This window comes from Herbidospora daliensis (genome assembly GCF_001570585.1).
Taxonomy (GTDB): domain Bacteria; phylum Actinomycetota; class Actinomycetes; order Streptosporangiales; family Streptosporangiaceae; genus Herbidospora; species Herbidospora daliensis.
The window spans coordinates 1-21,473 of sequence record NZ_BBXF01000002.1; the positions used below are offsets into that span (position 1 = coordinate 1).

General features: G+C 70.2%; 22 protein-coding genes and 1 pseudogene. 16 read left to right on the forward strand and 7 right to left on the reverse strand.

What is annotated here, in order from left to right:
* The 12 genes from AW274_RS06275 to AW274_RS06330 form a co-directional block, all read left to right on the forward strand.
* Positions 1–513, forward strand: a 513-nt coding sequence (locus AW274_RS06275) for a hypothetical protein (RefSeq protein WP_198169071.1), incomplete at its 5' end; no start/stop codon positions are given.
* A gap of 139 nt (positions 514–652) precedes the next feature.
* Complete coding sequence (locus AW274_RS06280; protein ID WP_062430157.1) at positions 653–1,846, forward strand: MFS transporter; 1,194 nt, start codon at positions 653–655, stop codon at positions 1,844–1,846.
* 134 nt (positions 1,847–1,980) lie between these two features.
* A complete protein-coding gene (locus AW274_RS06285; RefSeq protein WP_232320015.1) occupies positions 1,981–2,973 on the forward strand; it encodes an ABC transporter substrate-binding protein in 993 nt (330 codons plus the stop codon).
* Between the two features lie 62 nt (positions 2,974–3,035).
* Positions 3,036–4,535 carry a sugar ABC transporter ATP-binding protein gene (locus AW274_RS06290; protein WP_157519835.1) on the forward strand — a complete coding sequence of 500 codons (1,500 nt, stop codon included), beginning with the start codon at positions 3,036–3,038 and terminating at the stop codon, positions 4,533–4,535.
* Entirely contained in the window at positions 4,532–5,563 is a 1,032-nt protein-coding gene (locus AW274_RS06295) for an ABC transporter permease (RefSeq protein ID WP_062430159.1), read from the forward strand. Before AW274_RS06290 ends, AW274_RS06295 begins: the two co-directional genes overlap by 4 nt.
* The gene (gene yjfF / locus AW274_RS06300; protein ID WP_232320016.1) at positions 5,560–6,564 is read left to right on the forward strand and encodes a galactofuranose ABC transporter, permease protein YjfF; all 1,005 of its coding nucleotides are present in this window, start codon (positions 5,560–5,562) and stop codon (positions 6,562–6,564) included. The genes AW274_RS06295 and yjfF overlap by 4 nt, the downstream gene beginning before the upstream one ends.
* A 7-nt stretch (positions 6,565–6,571) precedes the next feature.
* A complete protein-coding gene (gene araB, locus AW274_RS06305; protein WP_083974212.1) occupies positions 6,572–8,173 on the forward strand; it encodes a ribulokinase in 1,602 nt (533 codons plus the stop codon).
* The gene (locus AW274_RS06310; RefSeq protein ID WP_062430161.1) at positions 8,170–8,817 is read left to right on the forward strand and encodes an L-ribulose-5-phosphate 4-epimerase; all 648 of its coding nucleotides are present in this window, start codon (positions 8,170–8,172) and stop codon (positions 8,815–8,817) included. Before araB ends, AW274_RS06310 begins: the two co-directional genes overlap by 4 nt.
* On the forward strand, positions 8,814–10,289 hold the full coding sequence (araA, locus tag AW274_RS06315) for an L-arabinose isomerase (RefSeq protein ID WP_062430162.1): 1,476 nt from the start codon (positions 8,814–8,816) through the stop codon (positions 10,287–10,289). The genes AW274_RS06310 and araA overlap by 4 nt, the downstream gene beginning before the upstream one ends.
* A 56-nt stretch (positions 10,290–10,345) precedes the next feature.
* A complete protein-coding gene (locus AW274_RS06320) occupies positions 10,346–11,266 on the forward strand; it encodes a LysR family transcriptional regulator (RefSeq protein WP_062430163.1) in 921 nt (306 codons plus the stop codon).
* Between the two features lie 100 nt (positions 11,267–11,366).
* On the forward strand, positions 11,367–12,527 hold the full coding sequence (locus AW274_RS06325; RefSeq protein ID WP_062430164.1) for an NAD-dependent formate dehydrogenase: 1,161 nt from the start codon (positions 11,367–11,369) through the stop codon (positions 12,525–12,527).
* A gap of 14 nt (positions 12,528–12,541) precedes the next feature.
* Complete coding sequence (locus tag AW274_RS06330; protein ID WP_062430165.1) at positions 12,542–12,874, forward strand: YnfA family protein; 333 nt, start codon at positions 12,542–12,544, stop codon at positions 12,872–12,874.
* Here the strand turns inward: AW274_RS06330 and AW274_RS06335 are convergent.
* The gene (locus tag AW274_RS06335) at positions 12,852–13,388 is read right to left on the reverse strand and encodes a cadmium resistance transporter (protein WP_062430166.1); all 537 of its coding nucleotides are present in this window, start codon (positions 13,386–13,388) and stop codon (positions 12,852–12,854) included. The genes AW274_RS06330 and AW274_RS06335 overlap by 23 nt on opposite strands.
* Before the next feature lie 37 nt (positions 13,389–13,425).
* Between AW274_RS06335 and AW274_RS06340 the strand changes: the two genes are divergently transcribed.
* Both AW274_RS06340 and AW274_RS06345 read left to right on the forward strand, forming a co-directional pair.
* The gene (locus AW274_RS06340; protein WP_198169072.1) at positions 13,426–13,914 is read left to right on the forward strand and encodes an NUDIX domain-containing protein; all 489 of its coding nucleotides are present in this window, start codon (positions 13,426–13,428) and stop codon (positions 13,912–13,914) included.
* A gap of 1 nt (position 13,915) precedes the next feature.
* Positions 13,916–15,049, forward strand: a complete 1,134-nt coding sequence (locus AW274_RS06345; protein WP_062430167.1) for a hypothetical protein — start codon at positions 13,916–13,918, stop codon at positions 15,047–15,049.
* Here the strand turns inward: AW274_RS06345 and AW274_RS06350 are convergent, their stop codons facing one another.
* Complete coding sequence (locus tag AW274_RS06350; protein ID WP_062430168.1) at positions 15,050–15,595, reverse strand: PadR family transcriptional regulator; 546 nt, start codon at positions 15,593–15,595, stop codon at positions 15,050–15,052.
* An 89-nt stretch (positions 15,596–15,684) separates the two neighbouring features.
* Here AW274_RS06350 and AW274_RS06355 point away from each other — a divergent pair, with 89 nt between their 5' ends.
* A complete protein-coding gene (locus AW274_RS06355; protein WP_232320017.1) occupies positions 15,685–16,959 on the forward strand; it encodes a carotenoid oxygenase family protein in 1,275 nt (424 codons plus the stop codon).
* Positions 16,960–17,094: 135 nt separating this feature from the next.
* On the opposite strand, the gene AW274_RS06360 is transcribed toward AW274_RS06355, so the two are convergent.
* Genes AW274_RS06360 through AW274_RS06375 form a run of 4 tightly spaced genes read right to left on the reverse strand, consistent with a single transcriptional unit; the run spans position 17,095 to position 20,543 of the window.
* Positions 17,095–18,039, reverse strand: a complete 945-nt coding sequence (locus AW274_RS06360) for a DNA polymerase domain-containing protein (RefSeq protein WP_062430170.1) — start codon at positions 18,037–18,039, stop codon at positions 17,095–17,097.
* Complete coding sequence (locus AW274_RS06365; RefSeq protein ID WP_062430171.1) at positions 18,026–19,165, reverse strand: glycosyltransferase family 4 protein; 1,140 nt, start codon at positions 19,163–19,165, stop codon at positions 18,026–18,028. The genes AW274_RS06360 and AW274_RS06365 overlap by 14 nt, the downstream gene beginning before the upstream one ends.
* Entirely contained in the window at positions 19,162–20,229 is a 1,068-nt protein-coding gene (locus tag AW274_RS06370) for a glycosyltransferase (protein WP_062430172.1), read from the reverse strand. Before AW274_RS06370 ends, AW274_RS06365 begins: the two co-directional genes overlap by 4 nt.
* Before the next feature lie 59 nt (positions 20,230–20,288).
* A complete protein-coding gene (locus AW274_RS06375) occupies positions 20,289–20,543 on the reverse strand; it encodes a hypothetical protein (protein ID WP_157519837.1) in 255 nt (84 codons plus the stop codon).
* Between the two features lie 152 nt (positions 20,544–20,695).
* On the opposite strand from AW274_RS06375, the gene AW274_RS06380 reads away from it, so the two are divergent.
* Positions 20,696–21,265 (forward strand): dihydrofolate reductase family protein, encoded by a 570-nt coding sequence (locus AW274_RS06380; RefSeq protein WP_062430174.1) that lies wholly within the window; start codon positions 20,696–20,698, stop codon positions 21,263–21,265.
* A 35-nt stretch (positions 21,266–21,300) separates the two neighbouring features.
* On the opposite strand, the pseudogene AW274_RS42910 reads toward AW274_RS06380, so the two are convergent.
* A pseudogene (locus tag AW274_RS42910) lies at positions 21,301–21,444 on the reverse strand (pentapeptide repeat-containing protein); the annotation flags it as partial.
* Positions 21,445–21,473: the final 29 nt, after the last annotated feature.

Genomic DNA, 21,473 nt, shown 5'->3' on the forward strand with positions numbered 1-21,473 from the left:
CCGGCTGGTCCGGCGGGTCCCGTTGGTGCGACCGGCGCGACGGGTGCGACCGGTGCGACCGGCCCGGCGGGTGCGACGGGTGCGGTTGGACCTGTCGGCCCGGCGGGCCCCGAGGGCCCGGCGGGTCCGGCGGGGGTGCCGACGGCGGTCTCGCTGTCGCCGCTCCTGCTCGACACCCTCCAGGTGTCAGTCCGTCCTGACGGAACGACGTGGGTCCGCGACCCGCGTACCACGCCGTTCTGGCACAACCTGTCCACCCTGCCCGGTTACCCGGCTGGCGTGCAGGCGGTGTCGAGCGAGATGATCATCGATCTTCTCCTCAACATCCCGACCATGCACATCTCGGTTCAGACGACCTCCGGAAGCATCTTCCGGACGAGCTGCACCGTGGGTCTGCCCATCCCGGTCGTCGGGGGCTTCTTCGCCCCGGGCGCTCCGCTGGGCCCGCCGGCCTACCCGAACAACTGCACCGCGTGGACCAACCAGACGCCTCCGCTGCGCGTGGCCACCTGAGTCTCCGACTCGGGTGCCATGACAGCTGACGGCTGAAGGTCAGGGGGCCGCGTATCCCTTCGGGGGTGCGCGGCCCTTCTGCGTACCCGGAACCTTCCACTAACATCGGGTGATTTCTGTCGCCCTTGGGGGGTTTTGGGTGTCTTACACGGCTACGCGCTGGGCCTGCTACACCGGCTACGTCACCCAGGCCATCGTCAACAACCTGGCCCCCCTGCTGTTCATCGTCTTCCAGACCGCCTACGGGCTGCCGCTGGAAATGCTCGGACGTCTGGTGCTGCTCAACTTCGGCGCCCAGCTGCTGACCGACATCGTCGCCGTGCGCTACGTCGACCGGCTCGGCTACCGGGGGCCGCTGGTGCTGGCCCACGTGATGTCGGCGACCGGACTGGTGCTGCTTTCCGTGGCGCCGTTCGTCGCGCCGACGCCGTACATCGGGTTGTGCGTGGCGGTGGTCGTCTACGCCATCGGCGGCGGGCTGCTGGAGGTGCTGGTCAGCCCGGTCGTCGACGCGCTGCCCGCGCCGCAGGAGGGCAAGGCGGCGGCGATGAGCCTGCTGCACTCGTTCTACTGCTGGGGGCAGGTCGCGGTGGTCGCCGGGTCGACCCTGCTGCTGGCCTGGATCGGCCGCGACGCCTGGTACGTGCTGCCGCTGATCTGGGCGCTGGTGCCGCTGGCGAACCTGGTGGCGTTCCTGCGGGTGCCGATGCCCGAGACCGTGCCCGACGCCCACCGCACCTCGCTGGCGTCGTTGTTCCGGACCCCGGCGTTCATCCTGGCGATGGTGCTGATGCTGGCGGCGGGCGCGTCGGAGCTGACCATGTCGCAGTGGTCGTCGTTGTTCGCCGAGGAGGGGCTCGGGGCCTCGAAGGTCTGGGGCGACCTCGCCGGGCCGTGCCTCTTCGCGGTCCTGATGGGCATCGGGCGCATCGTCTACGGGTTGTTCGGGGAGAAGATCCCCCTGGTGCCCGCGATGGTCTTCTCGGGCGCGCTGGCGACGTTCTGCTACTTGCTCGCGAGCCTCTCGGACAACCCCGTGCTGGCCTTCGCGGGCTGCGCGTTGTGCGGGTTCGCGGTGAGCCTGCTCTGGCCCGGCACCTTCAGTCTGGCGTCGGCGCGTTTCCCGCTCGGCGGGGCGGCGATGTTCGGCGTGCTGGCCGTCTTCGGGGACCTCGGCGCGGCGGTCGGACCGTGGACGACGGGGGCCGTGGCCGACGCGAGCGGCGGGGGCCTGAGCACCGGACTCCTGGCCGGAATCGCCTTTCCCGTGCTGGTCGTCGTGGTGTCTCTCGCCTACGGCGCCACGGCTCACAAGACGGTTCGGCGCATGTGACCGTACCGTGACGAGGCGGACTCTTGACGCTCGTCTATGTTAACGCTCACAGTCGACACGGCAGACCAAGCTTCACTCTGATTCCCGGCCGGGCAAATTGTGTGAGCGCTAACAAATACGGAAGGGACTTGGCCTTGTTCAAGAAGATCATGGCTCTGGTGGCGGTCGGCGTGCTCGCGACCGCGTGCGGCAGTGGCGGCGACACCACGGCCGAAGGCGGCGCTCCCGCCACCTCCGGCGGCGGCGACTCGACGATCACCATGGGCTTCGCCCAGGTGGGTGCCGAGAGTGGCTGGCGGACCGCCAACACCAAGTCGGTGCAGGAGTCGGCCAAGGCGGCCGGGATCGACCTCAAGTTCTCCGACGCGCAGCAGAAGCAGGAGAACCAGATCAAGGCGATCCGCTCGTACATCCAGCAGAAGGTCGACGTCATCGCCTTCTCGCCGGTGGTCGAGTCGGGTTGGGACACCGTTCTCCAGGAGGCCAAGGCCGCCAACATCCCGGTCATCCTGACCGACCGGGCGGTCGACTCCCCCGACAAGACGCTGTACAAGACCTTCCTCGGGTCCGACTTCGTGGAAGAGGGCAAGAAGGCCGGCCAGTGGCTGGTCGAGCAGTACGCCTCCGAGACCGGCGACGTGAACATCGTCGAGCTCCAGGGCACCACCGGCTCCGCCCCCGCCAACGACCGCAAGTCGGGCTTCGCCGAGGTCATCGGCGCCGACCCCAAGTTCAAGGTGATCGCCTCCCAGAGCGGCGACTTCACCCGCGCCAAGGGCAAGGAGGTCATGGACGCCTTCCTGAAGGCCAACCCTGACATCGACGTGCTCTACGCGCACAACGACGACATGGGCCTGGGCGCGATCGAGGCGATCGAGGGCGCGGGCAAGGTGCCCGGCAAGGACATCAAGATCATCACGGTCGACGCCGTCAAGGACGGCATGCAGGCGCTCGCCGACGGAAAGATCAACTACATCGTCGAGTGTTCCCCGCTGCTCGGCCCGCAGCTGATGGACCTGGCCAAGAAGGTCCTCGCCGGTGAGACGGTGCCCGAGCGGGTCGTCACCGAGGAGACCACCTTCACCCAGGAGCAGGCCAAGCAGGCCCTGCCGTCCCGTCAGTACTAGGAGCCGGGGGCCGTCCCGCCCTGAGATCGGGGCGGCCCCTTTTCCAATCGAAGGAAATGCGCATGGCTGAAGCGATCCTGCGGATGACCGGGATCGGCAAGGAGTTCCCGGGCGTCAAGGCCCTGGACGGCGTGGACTTCCGGCTGCTGCCCGGAGAGGTGCACGCCCTCATGGGCGAGAACGGTGCCGGGAAGTCGACCCTGATCAAGGTGCTGACCGGGGTCTACTCCATCGACAGTGGCGAGATCGAGCTGGCCGGCGGCCGGGTGGCCTTCGCCGGCCCCCTGGAGGCCCAGAAGGCCGGCATCAGCACGGTCTACCAAGAGGTCAACCTCTGCCGGAACCTGTCGGTCGCCGAGAACGTGTTCATCGGCCGCGAACCCCGGAAGTTCGGCCGCATCCGCTGGCGCGAGATGCGCCGCCGGACCGCCGAACTGCTCCGCCAGCTCGACCTGCCGATCGACGTCTCCAAGCCGCTCAGCCACTACTCGCTGGCGATCCAGCAGATGGTGGCGATCGCCAGGGCCATCGACATCGACGCCCGGGTGCTGATCCTCGACGAGCCGACGTCCTCCCTCGACGCCGGCGAGGTCGCGCAGCTCTTCCGGGTGATGCGCCGCCTGAAGGAACAGGGCATCGCGATCCTGTTCGTGTCGCACTTCCTCGACCAGATCTACGAGATCGCCGACCGCATGACGATCCTGCGCAACGGCCGTCTCGTCGGCGAGTACGTCACCGCCGAACTCCCCCAGGTCGAACTCGTGGGCAAGATGATCGGCCGCGAGCTGGCCGAGCTGGAGCGCCTCGACGAGCGCCCGCCGGCCCGCACCTCCGACACCCTCGTCGAGGCGACCGAGCTCGGCGGCAAGGTGGCCCCCTTCTCGCTGACCATCCGCGAGGGCGAGGTGGTGGGCCTCGCCGGGCTGCTCGGCTCGGGCCGCACCGAGATCGCCCGGCTGCTGTTCGGCGCCGACCACGCCGGCACCGGCACCCTGCGCATCGGCGGCGACCAGGTCAACCTGCGCACCCCGCGGGCCGCGATGGCCCGGGGCGTGGCGTTCTGCTCGGAGAACCGGCGCGAAGAGGGCCTGGTCCCGGAGCTGACCGTGCGGGAGAACCTCATCCTGGCCCTGCAGGCCCGCCGGGGCTGGAGCCGCCCGGTGCCGCGCAAGAAGCAGGACGAGCTGGTCGCCAAGTACATCAAGGCGCTGAACATCCGCCCGGACAACCCGGAGATGCTCATCAGGAACCTGTCCGGCGGCAACCAGCAGAAGGTGCTGCTGGCCCGCTGGCTCATCCTCGAACCGCGCCTGCTCATCCTCGACGAGCCCACGCGGGGCATCGACGTCGGCGCCAAGGCCGAGATCCAGAAGCTCGTCGTCGAGCTCTCCGACGGCGGCATGGCGGTCCTGTTCATCTCCGCCGAGCTCGACGAGGTGCTGCGGCTCAGCCACAAGGTCGCCGTGCTGCGCGACCGGCGGCTGGTCGCCGAGTTGCCCAACGACGACACCCTGACGACGGACGTGCTCATGGAGACGATCGCGAGCGGGGGCGCACGATGAAGCGTCTCGCCTGGCCTGCGGGCATACTGGCCGCCCTCCTCCTGGTCAACCTGATCTTCACCGACCACTTCTTCCAGATCGAGATCAAGGAGGGCCACCTCTACGGCTCCCTGATCGACATCTTCCGGTTCGGCGCGCCGCTCATCCTGGTGGCGCTGGGCATGACGCTGGTCATCGCCACCAAGGGCATCGACCTGTCGGTCGGCTCGGTGGTGGCCATCTCGGGCGCGATGGCGTGCCTGCAGATCAGCACCCTGGAGGCGCAGGACTCGATCGGCGGCGTGCTGGGCGCGATCGGGGTCGCCCTCGCCCTGTCCATCGCGCTGGGCATCGGCAACGGCTTCCTCGTCGCCGTCATCGGCATCCAGCCGATCATCGCGACGCTGATCCTGATGGTCGCCGGGCGCGGCCTGGCCCAGCTCATCACCGACGGCCAGATCATCACGATCAACAGCGACCCCTACAAGCTCATCGGCGGCGGCTACTGGCTGACCCTGCCGTTCGGCATCATCATCGTGGCCGTCGTGCTCGCGCTGATCGCGTTCGTCACCCGCCGGCTGGCCCTCGGCCTGCTGATCGAGTCGGTCGGCGGCAACGCCGAGGCGAGCCGCCTGTCGGGCATCCGGTCCCACGGCCTGCTCATCGTCGTGTACGCCTTCTGCGCCCTCTGCGCCGGCATCGCCGGCCTGATGATCAGCTCCAACGTGTCCAGCGCCGACGGCAACAACGCCGGCCTGTGGATCGAGCTCGACGCCATCCTCGCCGTCGTCATCGGCGGCACCTCGCTGGCCGGCGGCCGGTTCTCCCTCGGCGGCACGGTCCTGGGCGCCCTCATCATCCAGACCCTGACCACGACGATCTACTCCATCGGCGTGCCGCCGGAGACGACGCTGCTGTTCAAGGCGCTCGTCGTGACGATCGTCTGCCTGCTCCAGTCGCCGGCGTTCCGGGCCAAGGTCTTCCGATCCCGTAGAAAACCGGCCCCGCCGACGGTGCCCGCCGGGGAGAAAGTGACGGTCCGCACGTGAAAACTGTGGCACTCCCGCGCCGGCTGCCCGCCGGGCTGAACCGCATGCCGCGCAACTACCTGCCCGTCCTGGTCACCGGGGCGCTGTTCATCGCGATGTTCACCGCCGGCGGCATCCGCTACGAGGGCTTCGCGACCGGCCAGATCATCCTGAACGTCTTCATCGACAACGCGTTCCTGCTGGTCGTGGCCGTCGGCATGACCTTCGTCATCCTCACCGGGGGCATCGACCTGTCGGTCGGCTCGGTGGTGGCGCTGACCACCATGATCGCGGCCTCCCTGCTGCCGTCGACACCGTCGTTCCTGGTGATCCTGCTGGTCCTGGCGATCGGCGGGGTGCTCGGCGCGGCGATGGGCGCGATCATCCACTACTTCGAGATCCAGCCGTTCATCGTGACCCTGGCCGGCATGTTCCTGGCCCGAGGCCTGTGCTACACGATCGGCACCGACTCGATCCCGATCAGCGACCCCACTTTCACGGCCATCGCGCAGACGCGCATCGACCTGGCCCCCGAGTTGTGGATCTCGCCCACGGTGCTCATCGCGCTCGCGGTGGTGCTGGTGGCGACGTACACGCTGCACTACACGCGGCTGGGGAGGAACGTCTACGCGGTCGGCGGCAACGAGCAGTCGGCCCTGCTCATGGGCCTTCCGGTCGCCCGCACCAAGATCGCCGTCTACACCATCAGCGGCCTGTGCTCCGCCCTCGGCGGCCTGCTGCTGTCGTTCTACATGCTCTCGGGCTACGGCCTGCACGCCGTCGGCATGGAGCTCGACGCCATCGCGGCGGTCGTCATCGGCGGCACCCTGCTGACCGGTGGTTCGGGCTACCTGCTCGGGACGGTTCTCGGTGTGCTCGTGCTGGGCCTGATCCAGACGGTCATCAGCTTCGAGGGCACCCTCAGCTCGTGGTGGACCAAGATCGTCATCGGTCTCCTGCTCCTGGTCTTCATCCTTCTCCAACGCCTCATTGTGACGACAGGAGTCTCGCGTGAACGATGACCGTTATGTGGTGGGAGTCGACTACGGCACCCTTTCCGGCCGGGCCGTCGTGGTCCGGGTCCGGGACGGGGCCGAGCTCGGCTCCGCCGTCCATGAATACGCCCAGGGGGTGATCTCCGGACCCACCCCTGACTGGGCGCTCCAGTCGCCGGAAGACTGGCGCGACGTGCTGCGCATCGCGGTGCCCAAGGCGGTCGAGGCGGCGGGGGTGGCGCCGTCGGAGGTGATCGGCGTCGCCACCGACTTCACCGCCTGCACGATCCTGCCCGCCCTGGCCGACGGCACTCCGCTCAGCGACCGCTTCCCCGACCGGCCGCACGCGTGGCCCAAGTTGTGGAAGCACCACGCCGCCCAGTCGCACGCCGACCGGATCAACGAGCTGGCCGAGGCCAGGAACGAGGCGTGGCTGCCCCGCTACGGCGGCAAGATCTCCTCGGAGTGGGCCTTCGCCAAGGGCCTCCAGCTCCTCGAAGAGGACCCGGAGCTCTACGCGCTGGCCGACCGCTGGATCGAGGCGGCCGACTGGATCATCTGGGAGCTCAGCGGCGTCGAGACCCGCAACGTCTGCACCGCCGGGTACAAGGCCATCCACCAGGACGGCGCCTACCCCTCCGAGGAGTTCCTCACCGCGCTCAACCCCGACTTCGCCGGGTTCACCGCCAAGCTCGGCGCCGAACTCGCGCCGCTCGGCGGGCGGGCCGGGTCGCTCTCGGCCAAGGGCGCCGAGTGGACCGGGCTGCCCGAGGGCATCGCGGTCGCCGTCGGCAACGTCGACGCCCACGTGACGGCCGCCGCGGCCGACGCCGTGCGGCCCGGCCAGATGGTCGCGATCATGGGCACCTCGACGTGCCTGGTCATGAACGGCGAGACCCTCGCCGAGGTGCCGGGCATGTGCGGGGTCGTACGCGACGGGATCGTTCCAGGACTGTGGGGTTACGAGGCCGGGCAGTCGGCCGTCGGCGACATCTTCGCCTGGTTCGTCGACAACAACGTGCCCGCGTCCTACGTGGCCGACGCCGCCGAGGCGGGCGTGTCCGTCCACGAACATCTGACGTCATTGGCGGCCGGTCAGGCCGTCGGCGCGCACGGACTGGTCGCACTCGACTGGTTCGGCGGCAACCGGTCGGTTCTCGTCGACCACGATCTTTCGGGAGTGGTCGTGGGCCAGACGTTGTCAACCAAGCCGGAGGACGTCTACCGGGCGCTGCTGGAGTCGACCGCGTTCGGCTGCCGGGTCATCGTGGAGACCTTCGAGGCGTCCGGCGTGCCGGTCGACGAGCTCGTGGTCGCCGGCGGCCTGCTGAAGAACGCGTTCCTCATGCAGACGTACGCCGACGTGCTGCGCAAGCCCCTGTCGGTGATCGACTCCGACCAGGGCCCGGCGCTCGGCTCGGCCATCCACGCGGCGGTGGCGGCCGGGGCCTACCCGGACATCCCCGCGGCGGCGGCGGCGATGGGCAAGCGGATCGCGGGGGCGTACACCCCCGATCCCGAGCGCGCCGCGGCCTACGACCGGCTCTACGCCGAGTACCGCAAGCTGCACGACCACTTCGCCGACGGGGCCGTGCTCCACCGGCTGCGCGCGATCCGGAACGAGGCGTCCAAGTGAAGAAGACCGTCTGCGCCCTGCATTCGGAGCTGGTCCGCTACGGCCTGGTCGCCTGGACGGCCGGCAACGTCTCGGGCCGGATCCCGGGCGAGGACCTGTTCGTCATCAAGCCCAGCGGCGTCTCCTACGACGACCTGACCCCCGACTCGATGGTCGTCTGCGACCTCGACGGCAACCTGGTCGAGGGCGACTACGCGCCCTCCAGCGACACCGCCGCGCACGCCTACGTCTACCGGCACATGCCCGAGGTGGGCGGCGTCGTGCACACCCACTCGACCTACGCCTCGGCGTGGGCGGCCCGCGGCGAGGCGATCCCCTGCGTGCTGACGGCGATGGCCGACGAGTTCGGCGGGGAGATCCCCGTCGGCCCGTTCGCCCTGATCGGCGGCGACGACATCGGCCGCGGCCTGGTGGACACCCTCAAGGGCCACCGCTCCCCGGCGGTCCTGATGCAGAACCACGGCGTCTTCACCATCGGCGCCACCCCCAGGGCCGCCGTGAAGGCGGCCGTGATGTGCGAGGACGTCGCCCGGACCGTGCACGTCGCCCGCCAGCTCGGTTCCGTCATCCCCATCGAGCCGGATCACATCGACGCTCTGTACGACCGCTACCAGAACGTCTACGGACAGAGGAGTTCCAAGTGAAACTGTGGTTTCTGACCGGCAGCCAGTCCCTCTACGGAGACGAGACGCTCGCCCAGGTCGCCGACCAGTCGCGGGCGATCGCGGCCGAGTTGGGCCACGCCCTGCCGTTCGAACTGGAGTGGAAGCCGGTCCTCCTCGACGCGACGTCCATCCGCAACGTGATGCTCGCCGCGAACGCCGACGACGAGTGCGGCGGCGTCATCGCCTGGATGCACACCTTCTCCCCCGCGAAGATGTGGATCGCCGGTCTGGACGCCCTGCGCAAGCCGCTGCTGCACCTGCACACGCAGGCCAACCGCGAGCTGCCGTGGGCCACCATCGACATGGACTTCATGAACCTGAACCAGGCCGCCCACGGCGACCGTGAGTTCGGCTACGTGCAGTCGCGCCTGGGGGTGGCCCGCAAGACCGTCACCGGTCACGTCTCCGACCCGGCCGTGGCCGAGCGGATCTCGGCGTGGGCCCGCGCGGCGGCCGGCCGGGCCGAGGTCGGCTCGCTGAAGCTGGCCCGGTTCGGCGACAACATGCGCGACGTGGCGGTGACCGAGGGCGACAAGGTCGAGGCGCAGCTCCGTTTCGGCGTCTCGGTCAACACCTACGGCGTCAACGACCTGGTCGCGGTGGTCGACGCCCAGGCCGACGCCGACGTGACGGCCCTGGTGAAGGAGTACGAGGAGCTCTACGACGTCGCCGCCGAGCTGCGCAGCGAGGGCGCCCGGCACGAGTCGCTGCGCTACGCCGCCCGGATCGAGCTCGGCCTGCGCACCTTCCTGACCGAGGGCGGCTTCAAGGCGTTCACCACCAACTTCGAGGACCTCGGCGGCCTGCGCCAGCTCCCCGGCCTGGCGGTGCAGCGCCTGATGGCCGACGGCTACGGCTTCGGCGGCGAGGGCGACTGGAAGACCTCGGTGCTGCTCCGGACGCTGAAGGCGATGGTGCCCGGGGGCGGCACCTCGTTCATGGAGGACTACACCTACCACCTGACGCCGAACGAGGAGCTCATCCTCGGCGCGCACATGCTGGAGGTCTGCCCGAGCATCGCCGCCGGGAAGCCGTCGTGCGAGATCCACCCGCTCGGCATCGGCGGCCGCGAGGACCCGGTCCGCCTGGTCTTCGACGCGGCCCCCGGCCCCGCGGTCGTCATCGGCCTGGCCGACATGGGCGAGCGTTTCCGCCTGATCGCCAACGAGATCGACGTGGTCGAGCCGCTGGAGGCGCTGCCCAACCTCCCGGTCGCCCGCGCCGTCTGGAAGCCCCGCCCCGACCTGCGCACCTCCTCGGAGTCGTGGCTGACCGCCGGCGCCCCGCACCACACGGTGCTGTCGGCGGCGGTCGGCGCGGAGGAACTGCACGACTTCGCCGACATGCTCGGCGTGGAGCTCCTGCTGATCGACGCGAACACCACCACCCGCCAGTTCACCAAGGAACTGCGCTGGAACCAGGCGTACTACCGCCTGTCGCAGGGATTCTGACCCCGCCGCCGCCAGGCCGTCGAGTGATCGCCGGCCTGGCGGCTTAGGTTGGGGGCATGCTGCTCCGCGAGCTGGAATACCTCGTCGCGCTGGCCCGCGAGCGCCACTTCGCCCGCGCCGCCGAGGCGTGCCACGTCTCCCAGCCGTCGTTGTCGGCGGGCATCCGCCGCCTGGAGACCGACCTCGACGTCACCCTGGTCAGGAGGGGCCGCCGGTTCACCGGCCTGACCGAAGAGGGCGAGCGGGTGCTCCTGTGGGCCCACCGCATCCTCGCCGACCTCGACGGCCTGCACGACGACCTGGCCCAGATGCGGGCCGGCGTCTCCGGCACGCTCCGCCTCGGCGCCATTCCCACCGCTCTCGCGGCCGCGTCACTGCTCACCACCCCCTTCTGTGTACGCCACCCGCACGCCCGCATCTCCCTCGACAGCCTGTCGTCGCGGGAGATCCACCGCCGGCTGACCGACTTCGAGATCGACGCCGCCCTCACCTACCTCGACGGCGAGGACGGCGAACGGGCCATCCCGCTCTACGAGGAGCGCTACCTGCTGCTCACCCCCGACGACGGCGACCTGGCCGACCGCCCGAGGGCCCGCTGGACGGAGGTGGCGGCGCTGCCCCTCTGCCTGCTCGGCCAGGAGATGCGCAACCGGCGCATCCTCGACGACCTGTTCCGCGAAGCCGGGGCGGCGGTCGTCCCGGCGATCGAGACCGACAGCGTGTCGGCGCTGTTCGCGCACGTCGCCACCCACCGCTGGTCGAGCGTGATCGCCCACGCGTGGCTGCACATGATCGGCGTGCCCGACGGCATGCGCATCATCCCGATGGAGACCCCGCCGCGCGCGCCCCAGATCGGGCTGGTCACCGCCGAGCGCTCACCCGAGCCGGTCGTGGTGCGGGCGCTGCTCGACGTCGCCCGCGGGCTCGACCTGCGCGACACCCTCGACTCCACCCTGCGCGGCCACCTCGCTCGATAGGCGACGCCTATCAACGATAGGGACATACGCTTTGACCTGGTATGGAGCCGCCTAAAGGCTGGTCTTAGACCACCCCCCTGACGGACGAGAGGCGATTTCCATGGCCAAGGTCCTGTGTGTGCTCTACGACGACCCCGTCGACGGCTATCCGAAGGAGTACGCCCGCGACGGGTTGCCGGAACTGACCGGATATCCCGGCGGGCAGACCCTGCCCACCCCCTCGGCGGTCGACTTCGCCCCCGGCGTGCTGCTCGGCAGCGTCTCGGGCGAGCTCGGCCTGCGCAAGTACCTGGAGGACAACGGCCACACGCTGGTCGTCACCTCCGACAAGGACGGCGCCGACTCGACGTTCGACCGCGAGCTGCCCGACGCCGACGTGGTGATCTCGCAGCCGTTCTGGCCGGCGTACATGACCTCGGAGCGGTTCGAGAAGGCGCGCAACCTCAAGCTGGTCGTCACGGCGGGCATCGGCTCCGACCACACCGACCTCGACGCCGCCGTGGAGAAGGGCGTCACGGTCGCCGAGGTCACCTACTCCAACAGCATCAGCGTCGCCGAGCACGTGGTGATGATGATCCTGTCGCTGGTCCGCGACTACCTGCCCGCGTGGGAGGTCGTCAAGGAGGGCGGCTGGAACATCGCCGACGTCGTCAAGCGGTCGTACGACCTCGAAGGCATGCACGTCGGCACGGTCGCGGCGGGCCGCATCGGGACCGCCGTGCTGAAGCGGCTGGCGCCCTTCGACGTCCACCTCCACTACACCGACCGCCACCGGCTGCCCCGCGAGGTCGAGGAGAGCCTCAACCTGACGTGGCACGAGAGCGCCGCCGACATGGTGCCGGTGTGCGACGTCGTCACGATCAACGCCCCGCTCCACCCCGAGACCGAGGGCCTGTTCGGCGACGAGCTGCTGTCGACCATGAAGCGCGGCGCCTACCTGATCGACACCGCCCGCGCCCGCATCACCGACCGCGACGCGATCGTGCGCGCCCTCCAGAGCGGGCAGCTGGCGGGCTACGCGGGCGACGTGTGGTTCCCGCAGCCGGCCCCGCCCGACCACCCGTGGCGCACCATGCCCCACCACGGCATGACGCCGCACATGTCGGGCTCCTCCCTGTCGGCCCAGGCCCGTTACTCGGCGGGCACCCGCGAGATCCTGGAGTGCTTCTTCGAGGGACGGCCGATCCGCGAGGAGTACCTGATCGTCGAAGGAGGCCACCTGGCGGGGGCGGGCGCCCACGCGTACTCGACGAAGAAGTAATTACAGTCACCGGGGTGACGATCATCCGTTCCCTGGTGCTGTTCGCCGTCGCCGCCGTGGCCGAGATCGGCGGCGCGTGGCTGGTCTGGCAGGGGGTCCGCGAAGACCGCGGGCTCGTCTGGGCCGGGGCCGGAGTGATCGCGCTGGGCGTCTACGGGTTCGTCGCGACACTCCAGCCCTCGGCCGAGTTCGGCCGGATCCTGGCCGCCTACGGCGGGGTGTTCGTGGCCGGGTCGCTGGTCTGGGGCATCGTCTTCGACGGCTTCCGCCCCGATCGGTGGGACGTGATCGGGGCCGCGATCTGCCTGATCGGGGTGCTGGTCATCATGTATGCGCCACGAGGATGAAGAGCCCGATCCCGATGAGCACGACCGGGAAGAGCACGTGCCCCCATCTCGCCAGCGCCTTCGCGACCACGGGCCGGGTGGCCAGGAACCGGCCGGCCAGGCAGAGCACGCCCACCATGACCAGGAAGACGACCACGTAGACGACGACGCCCTGGGTGGCGAAGACCGGGACGTACACGCCGATGTTGTCGCCGCCGTTGGCGAAGGTGATGCCGGCGATGGCGAGCACGCCGGTCGGCGCTCTGTCCGTCTCCTCATCTGAATTGCTGAACAGCGCTTTGAGCCCGAGGGCGAGCGGGATCAGCCCGAGCCATCGGACGAGGTCGCCGGGCAGCGCGGCCGCGCCGATCGAGACCACCACCGACACCGCGAGAATTGCCGCGAATCCGAGGTATTGCCCCAGAACGATGCGCATCGTGGTGGTCTGGGTGAAGAAGAGGGCGATCAGCACGAGATCGTCCACATTCGTAATGGCGAACAGGCCGATGGCCTGGCCGACGGTGCCCGCGTTCACCCGGCTATCCTGCACCTTTTCCGGATACGCTCAGCACGTGGCGATCCGGAATTCACACTGCTCCTTCTGCGGCGCCTCCTACGCGCTCGACCAGCCCTGGCCCCGCCTCTGCGCCGGCTGCGGCAACACCTCCTACCAGAACCCGCTGCCGGTGGCCGTCATGGTCCTCCCGGTCGACGAGGGCCTGCTCGTCATCCGGCGGGCGATCGAGCCCCGGCTCGGGCAGCTCGCCCTCCCGGGCGGTTTCATCGACCTCGGCGAGTCGTGGCAGCAGGCCGCGGCCCGTGAACTCTTCGAGGAGACCGGCATCACGGTCTCCGCCGCCGACGTGACGCTGTTCGACGTGCGCAGCGCCCCCGACGGCACGGTCCTCGTCTTCGGCCGGGGCCCGGCCCTGTCGAGCCCCGACCTCCCCGTGTTCGCCCCCACTCCGGAGACCTCCGAGTGGCTGGTCGTGAAGGAGCCACAAGAGCTGGCGTTCCCCCTGCACTCGCAGGTCATGGCCGCCTACTTCGCCGCGACATAGCGTGTTCGCCGCCGACGACGTCGTCCGGGACTTCGGCACCTCGGGCGACGAACCTGGCACCGCGAGCGCCGCCGGTCTGCGCTGGCTCGCCGACGAGGTCGACGCGTCACCCTCCGGGGGATGGCCCGAACGGCTGGCCGCCGTGACCCACGACGTGCCCCGGCTGCTCGCCCTGCTCGACCACCCGTCACCCGGGCTGCGCCGGGTGGTGGCCTTCGTGCTCTCGTACGTCCCCGACCCCGCCCTCGGCCCGGTGCTGCGCGGCCACATGGAGGTCGAGCCCGACACCGCCGCCGGGATCGCCACCCTGGTCGCGTTGTCACGGCACCCCGCGCAGGTCCCGTTCGTCCGGGGCTACCTGCGCTCCGAACATCCCGAGTTGCGCTTCGGCGCGGCGTTCGGCCTGCTGATCCGGGCCGGCGAGACCGACGACGCGTCGGTCGCCGCCCTCTCCCTGTGCGCCGAGAACGGCGTCGCCAACTGCGCCGAACGCCTGCCGTGGATGGACCCCGAATGGGACACGGTGACCGGCGTCGTGTGCGAGCGGCTGCGCTGCCGCCCCGAGGCGCTCGGCCGCCTGCTGACCATCCTGCTCAGCCGCAAGCGCCCGCCGGCGGCCTGCTGCTGGGAGGCGGCCGGGCTGGCCGCGCAGAGCGACCACGGCCGCCCGCTGGGCCCGCTGGTGCTGGCGCTGACCGACCACCCCGACTTCAGCGTGCGGCAGGCGGCGCTGCGCAACATCGTGGCCTGGATCGACGAACCGGGCTACCTCGACCGGGTGGCCGAGCTCGCCGACGACCCCGACCTGGGCGAGATCGCGATGTGCGTGCTGGTGAAGCAGGGCGACCCGCGCTGCGTGCCCGCGTTGCAGCGCATGATCGCCGGCCCGCTGGGCGGCTTCGTGAACGCGCCCCCCGACTGGGTCGAGCAGAACGTCAGCCGCGACCTGGTGCTCCGCACGGCGGCCCCGTTCGCCGACGACCTGCTCCCGGCGGTGGAGGAACGCCTGGAGGGCGACCTCATGCCCCACGAGGAGAAGGTGCTGATCGAGGGGTTCGGCGAGAAGGTGCTGACCCGCTGGTTGTCACGGCTGCACGGCCCGGCGAGAGAACGGCTGCGCAGGATCCTCGGCTGATCAGCAGGGATCGGTGTTCGCCGTCGGGTCGTGGGCCCGCACCTCGGCGATGGCCCACTCGGCCCATTCCTGGTGCAGGCGGCTGGAGCGCAGCCCCCATTCCAGGGCCAGCCGTCCGTAGACCGTGAAGTTGTCGTGGTGGGGCTCGATCATCTTGGCCAGCTCGGCCAGCCGGTCGCCCTCCTCCGCCGCCGCCTGTTGCTGTTCGCGCAGGTAGGCGACGGCGTCGTCGGTGGAGATCTGACCGAAGAAGAAGACCCGCAGCAGCATCTCGTAGCGCCGGATCGGCGCCGGCGGCACGTCGAGCAGCCAGTGGCGCAGTTCCGCACGCCCGGCGTCGGTGACCGCGTACTCCTTGCGCCCCCGGGCCCCCTCCGACCGCACCGTGATCAGCCCGGCGTCGGTGAGGCGGCCGAGCTCGCCGTAGAGCTGGCTCTGCGTCGCCGGCCACACGTTGTTGAGCGAGTTCTCGAAGAGCTTCAGCAGGTCGTAGCCGCTCGCGGGGTCCTCTGACAGGAGCCCGAGCAGGGCGTGGCGCAGGCTCATGCGTCGAACCTTACCTTCCCTCGTTGACATGTCTCCAATGGAACGTCTACCTTCGACATGTCATCATAGGAATGTCAGAGGAGCGCGACATGGCGAAGACGTACCTGGAAGGACAACTCGCACCGGTCCCCGACGAGATCGAGGCGTTCGACCTGCCGATCACCGGCACCCTGCCGCCCGAGCTGACCGGCCGCTACTTCCGCAACGGCCCCAACCCGCTGCCGGGCCAGGACCCCGGCCACTGGTTCACCGGGCCGGGCATGATCCACGGCGTCCGGCTCCGCGACGGCCGGGCCGAGTGGTACCGCAACCGGTGGGTCAAGACCAAAGAGGGCGTCTACGTCGACGACCAGGGCACATTCGACCTGGCGGTCGTCCCGGCCAACACCAACGTGATCCGGCACGACGACCGGATCTACGCCCTGGTCGAGGCCGGCCTGCCCTACGAGATGAGCCCCGAGCTCGACACGATCGGCCCGGTCGACTTCGGCGGCCGGCTGACCACGGCCATGACGGCCCACCCGAAGGAGGACCCGGTCACCGGCGACCTCCACTTCTTCGGCTACGGCTTCTTCGCGCCCTTCCTGACCTACCACCGCCTGTCGAAGGACGGCGTCCTGGTCGAGAGCCGCGAGATCCCCGTTCCCGGGCCGACCATGATGCACGACTTCGCGATCACCGAGAACCACGTCGTCTGGCTCGACCTGCCGGTCGTGTTCGACCTCGACCTGGCGTTCCAGGCCCAGGGCATGCCCTACCGCTGGGACGACCACTACGGCGCCCGCATCGGCTACATGCGCAAGACCGGCGGCCCGGTGACCTGGGTCGACGTCGACCCCTGCTACGTCTTCCACGTCGGCAACGCCCGCGAGGACGCCGCCGGGAACATCGTCCTGGACGCCGTCCGCTACTCCCCCGGCACCTTCACCGGCATGTGGGGCCACATCAGCGGCAGCCCCAACCCCGCCCACGAGGTGATCGGCTCACGCCTCCACCGCTGGACCATCTCCGGCACCACCGCCAGGGAGGAACAGCTCGACGACCGCACCATCGAGTTCCCGACCATCAACGACGCCCACACGGGCCTCCCGGGGCGTTACGTCTACGCGGCGGGCGGCGACGAGATCGTCAAGTACGACCTGACCTCCGGCGCCGTCCAGACCCACGAGGCGACCGGCCCGGGAGAGGCCGTCTTCGTGCCCAGGGGCGGCGCGGAGGACGACGGCTGGCTGGTCTCCCTCGTCTTCACCGACCACGGCTCCGACCTGCTCGTCCTCGACGCGCAGGACCTCACCCACGTCGCCTCGGTCCACCTGCCCCGCAGGGTGCCGCGCGGCTTCCACGGCCACTGGCTCGCCGACTGAGACCGCGACCCGGCCGGGAGCGCGCTCGCCCTGATGACGCGCGGCGACGCTCCGCCGCCGGCCTTCGGTGCGGGTTCGCCCTCGTGCCTGACCTGAACCCGGGCCGGCGGGTCGCCGGCGGATGGGCCCGGGCCGCTAGCTCTCTCGGCGGGCCTTGGCGCGGCGTTTGCCCTCGTGCATGGCCTGGACCCGGGCCACCGGGATCGTGTGGCCGTGTTCGATGAGGTCGGCGGGCAGGGTCTGAGGTTCGGGCATCAGGGACGCCCAGAGGTCCTCGTCCGGGAGCGGGGTTTTGATCGTGAAGTCGGCCGGGGTGACCGACTCCAGGTCGTCCCAGGCCACGGGGTGGGAGACCGGCACCTCCGGTCTGATGCGGGGCGAGTAGGCCGCGACGACGGTCGCGCCGCCGGCGCGGGTCGAGTCGAGGAAGACCTTGCCCTCGCGGTCTTCGCGGATGAACGCGGTCGTCGCGATCTCGGGCCCCAGCTTCTCGGCCCGGACCGCCAGGGCGCGGGTCGCGGCGGCGACGTCCTCGAACGACGGGGCGCCGGCCAGCGGCACCAGGATGTGCACGCCCTTCGAGCCGCTCGTCTTCACCGCCGCGTCGAGGCCGGTCTCGGCGAGCGCCTGGCGGACCAGCGCGGCGGCCTTCACCACCACGTCGAAGCCCGCGCCCTCGGGCGGGTCGAGGTCGAGCACCAGGTGGGTCTGGTGCGGCTCGCCCGACGACCGGTAGAGCTGCGCGTGGTATTCGACCGCACGCTGGTTGCCGAACCAGAACAGGGTGCGCCGGTCGTCGCAGACCGGATAGTGCACCTCCCGCTTGGACGCCTCGGCCCAGATCTCCTCGGTGCGGATCCAATCGGGGGCGTACTTGGGCAGGTTCTTCTGCATGAAGGGCGGCTGGCCGGGCCTGACCCGCATGACCGACAGCGGCCGGTCGCGCAGGCCCGGCAACATCCGCGCCGAGACGGCGTCGAGGTAGTCGATCAGGTCGCGCTTCGTCGCGTTCGCGCCGTCGAAGAGCTGCACGTCGAGGTTGGTCAGCTCGACGCCGTCACGTTCTTCACCCTTGGCCATCCGTCAACACTAGGTCGTCGCGCACGCCCGTTTCGAGCAGCACCTCCCGGTAGTGCGTGAGAAGTTCCGCGCAGACGGCGTTCCAGGTCCGGTCTTCGACCGACGCCCGCGCCGCCTCGCCCATCCGCCGCCGCAGGTCGGCGTCGGCGACCAGCCGTTCGACCGCGCCGCGCATCGCCGCGGGCTCGTCGGCTTTGTAAAGCAGTCCTGTACGGCCGTCGCGAACCAGGTCGAGCGGTCCGCCCGCGGCGGCGGCCACCACCGGCACCCCGGAGGCGAGCGCCTCCTGCACCGCCTGCGAGAAGGTCTCGTTGCCGCCCGGATGCACGAACACGTCGAACGAGGCGACCAGTTCGTGCAGCGCCGCCCCGGTCTTGAGCCCGGTGAAGACGGCACGCGGGATGAGCTTCCCGAGCGCCTCCCTGGCCGGCCCGTCGCCGACGACCACGAGTTTCACGCCCGGGATGTCGGCGACCCCCGCCAGCAGGTGCACCCGCTTGTCGGCGGCGACGCGGCCGACGTACCCGACGACGACCTCGCCGTCGGCGGCCAGCTCCGCACGCAGGACCTCGGAACGACGATCGGGGTGGAACCCGGTCAGATCGACGCCGCGCCCCCAGCGGGCCAGCCGGGGGATGCCGTTGGCGCGCAGCTCGTTCAGCGTCGCGCTCGACGGCGCCAGCGTGCGGGCGGCCGCGCCGTGGATGGCCCGCAGGCGCCGCCAGATGAACGGCCCGGCGACGCGCAGCCCGTATTGGCGGGCGAAGCCCACCAGATCGGTCTGGAACACCGCGACGACGGGGATGCCGAGGCGGCTCGCGGCCCGGATCCCCGACGCGCCGAGCACCGCCGGGGAGGCGAGATGGATGATGTCCGGCCGGAAACGCTGCAACGTGCGCAGCACCAGGCGGCTCGGCAACCCGGCGCGGAAGTCGCGGTAGAAGGGCAGGGCGAGGGCCGGCGTCGCCACGACGGGGAACCCCGCGTAGCTGGCCGGCCCAGGGTCGGGTGCCATGACGAGCGCCTCGTGGCCGTTGGCGGCGAGGTGGTCGAGCAGGCGGCAGACGGAGTTCGTCACCCCGTTGACCTGGGGGAGGAACGATTCGGAGATGACGGCGACCCTCATGTCGAGTGCACCTTCAAGAATCCGGCCACGGAGGCGGCCCAGCTGAAGCGTTCGGCGCGTCGCCGCGCCAGATCCCGGCGGTCGTCGTGGCCGAGCAGCTCCTGCACGGCGTCGGCGTAGGCACCGGGATGACCGAAGACGCATCTCCCCGCCAGGCCGACGACCTCCCCGAGGGCGCTGCGCCGATCGGCCACCACCGGGGTGCCGGAGGCGAGCGCCTCCAGCGCGGCCAGCCCGAACGTCTCGGCGGGCCCCGGGGCGATGGCGACGTCGGCGGTCGCCAGCAGAGCGGCAAGACCGGCCCGGTCGGTGAGATGTCCGAGGAACCTGACCGGCAGTCCCGCGGCCCGGCGTTCCAGCCGGCCCCGCAGCGGCCCCTCGCCCGCCACCGCGAGCACCGCGTTCACCCCGCGTCGCCGCAGCTCCGCGAGGGCGTCCACGGCCCGGTGGGGTTTCTTCTCGATCGACAACCGGGAGCAGACGACCAGCAGCACCTCATCGCGGCGCGCCAGCCGGTCGCGGGTAGCCTGATCGAAGTTGTCGGGCGTGAACCGATCGAGGTCCACGCCAAGCGGAACATGGACGACGTTCGGCGCGCCGATGCGGCGAAACTCAGCCGCCGCCCAGTTGGTCGTGCAGACGACGGTGTCATAAGCCCGCGCGGTGGCCCGGTTCAGCGGATCGGCGAGCGGCGGCACCAGCGCGGCCAGGCTCTCGTGCGAGACCATGACCGACCCGATCCCGCGCTCCCGCGCCCAGCGCCCCGTCCACCGCAGCGTCGACCGGTCGGAGACCTCGATGCGGTCGGGCTTGATCTGTTCGAGCACCCGCCGGACCGCGCCGCGCGCCGTGATGACCTGATAGCCGCCGGCCCCCGGCACGATCCGCCCGGGAAGGGTGACGACCAGCCCCGACTCCGACTCCCGCACCGACGCGATCGATCCCGGGACGATCAGGAACGGCTCATGCCCGGCGGCGGCGTACCCCGCCCCGAGCTCGGCCAGTGCGGTGCGCAGCCCACCAGAGGTCGCGGTGACGAAGTTGGCGAGCCGCACGATCTTCACGGCTGGAGTGTCGCAAGGGCGAGTAAATCACCCGAAAAGCCCGAATGACCGCAGCGAGGCTAAACGCCGGGTTTCTGGGCGATCTGATCGAGCGCGGCGGCCATGTGCTTGACGTGGTCGTCGGTGAGCTGGTCGGGGGTCATGCCGCCGGCGTCGAGCTTGTCGACGAGGGTCTGCTTCGTGACCACGACGGCGGCGTGGTGAGCATGCTCCTCGCTGACGATGCGCACCCGGCCGTCGTCGACGACCAGGGCGGCGTCGGGGATCTCGGAGGCGAGCAGGGACCGGATGTCGTGGGGCTCAACCATGGCCATGATCCGATTTCTGCCCGCCGGACGGATGGGTGAACACCCGAAGACACCGGCGTTCTCTCCGAACACTCTTTTTTCCTTGACAAGAAAAGTTGTCGGTGAGAGGCTACGGATACCGGCCCCCCAGGGGGGCTGATCACCCCAAAGGAGCAGACATGCGGAAGATCATCTCGGGCCTCTTCATCTCCCTCGACGGCGTCGTGGAGGCACCCGACCAGTGGCACTTCCCCTACTTCAACGACGAGATGGGCGAAGCGGTCAGCGGCACCGTCGCCAACGCCGACACGGTCCTGTTCGGCCGCCGCACCTTCACCGACTTCCAGAGCTACTGGCCCTCCCAGGGCCCCGAGGTGCCGTTCTCCAGCTTCATCAACAACGTCCGCAAGTACGTCGTCTCCGACACCCTGACCGAGACGACCTGGGCCGACTCGTCGATCATCTCCGGCGACGTCGCCGCGAAGATCCGCGAGCTCAAGGCCGGCGAGGGCAAGGACATCTCGATCACCGGCAGCGGGACCCTGGTGATGTGGCTGCTGCGGCAGGGCCTGCTCGACGAACTGCGGCTGCTGGTCCACCCGATCATCGTGGGCGAGGGCAAGAAGCGGCTCTTCGACGACGGGGAGCGGCTCGGGCTGGAACTGGTGGACCTGACGGTCTTCAAGAACGGCGTGACCCACCAGATCTACGCCAAGGCCGACATCCCGGAGAACCCGATGTTCGGCTGAACGGGATGCAGGCTTACGGGAGCTGCCGCCTGAGGTCAGGTAGCCGATCCTGCCGTTCTGGCAGGGCACCTGCCCGCAAGGCTCGTGGCTACGCGGCCTGAGGCGGGCTCACGCACCGCACCCCGAAACGACGCACCCCGAAACGACGCACCCCGAAACGACGCACCCCGAAACGACGCACCCCGAAACGCACCCCGAAACGACGCGC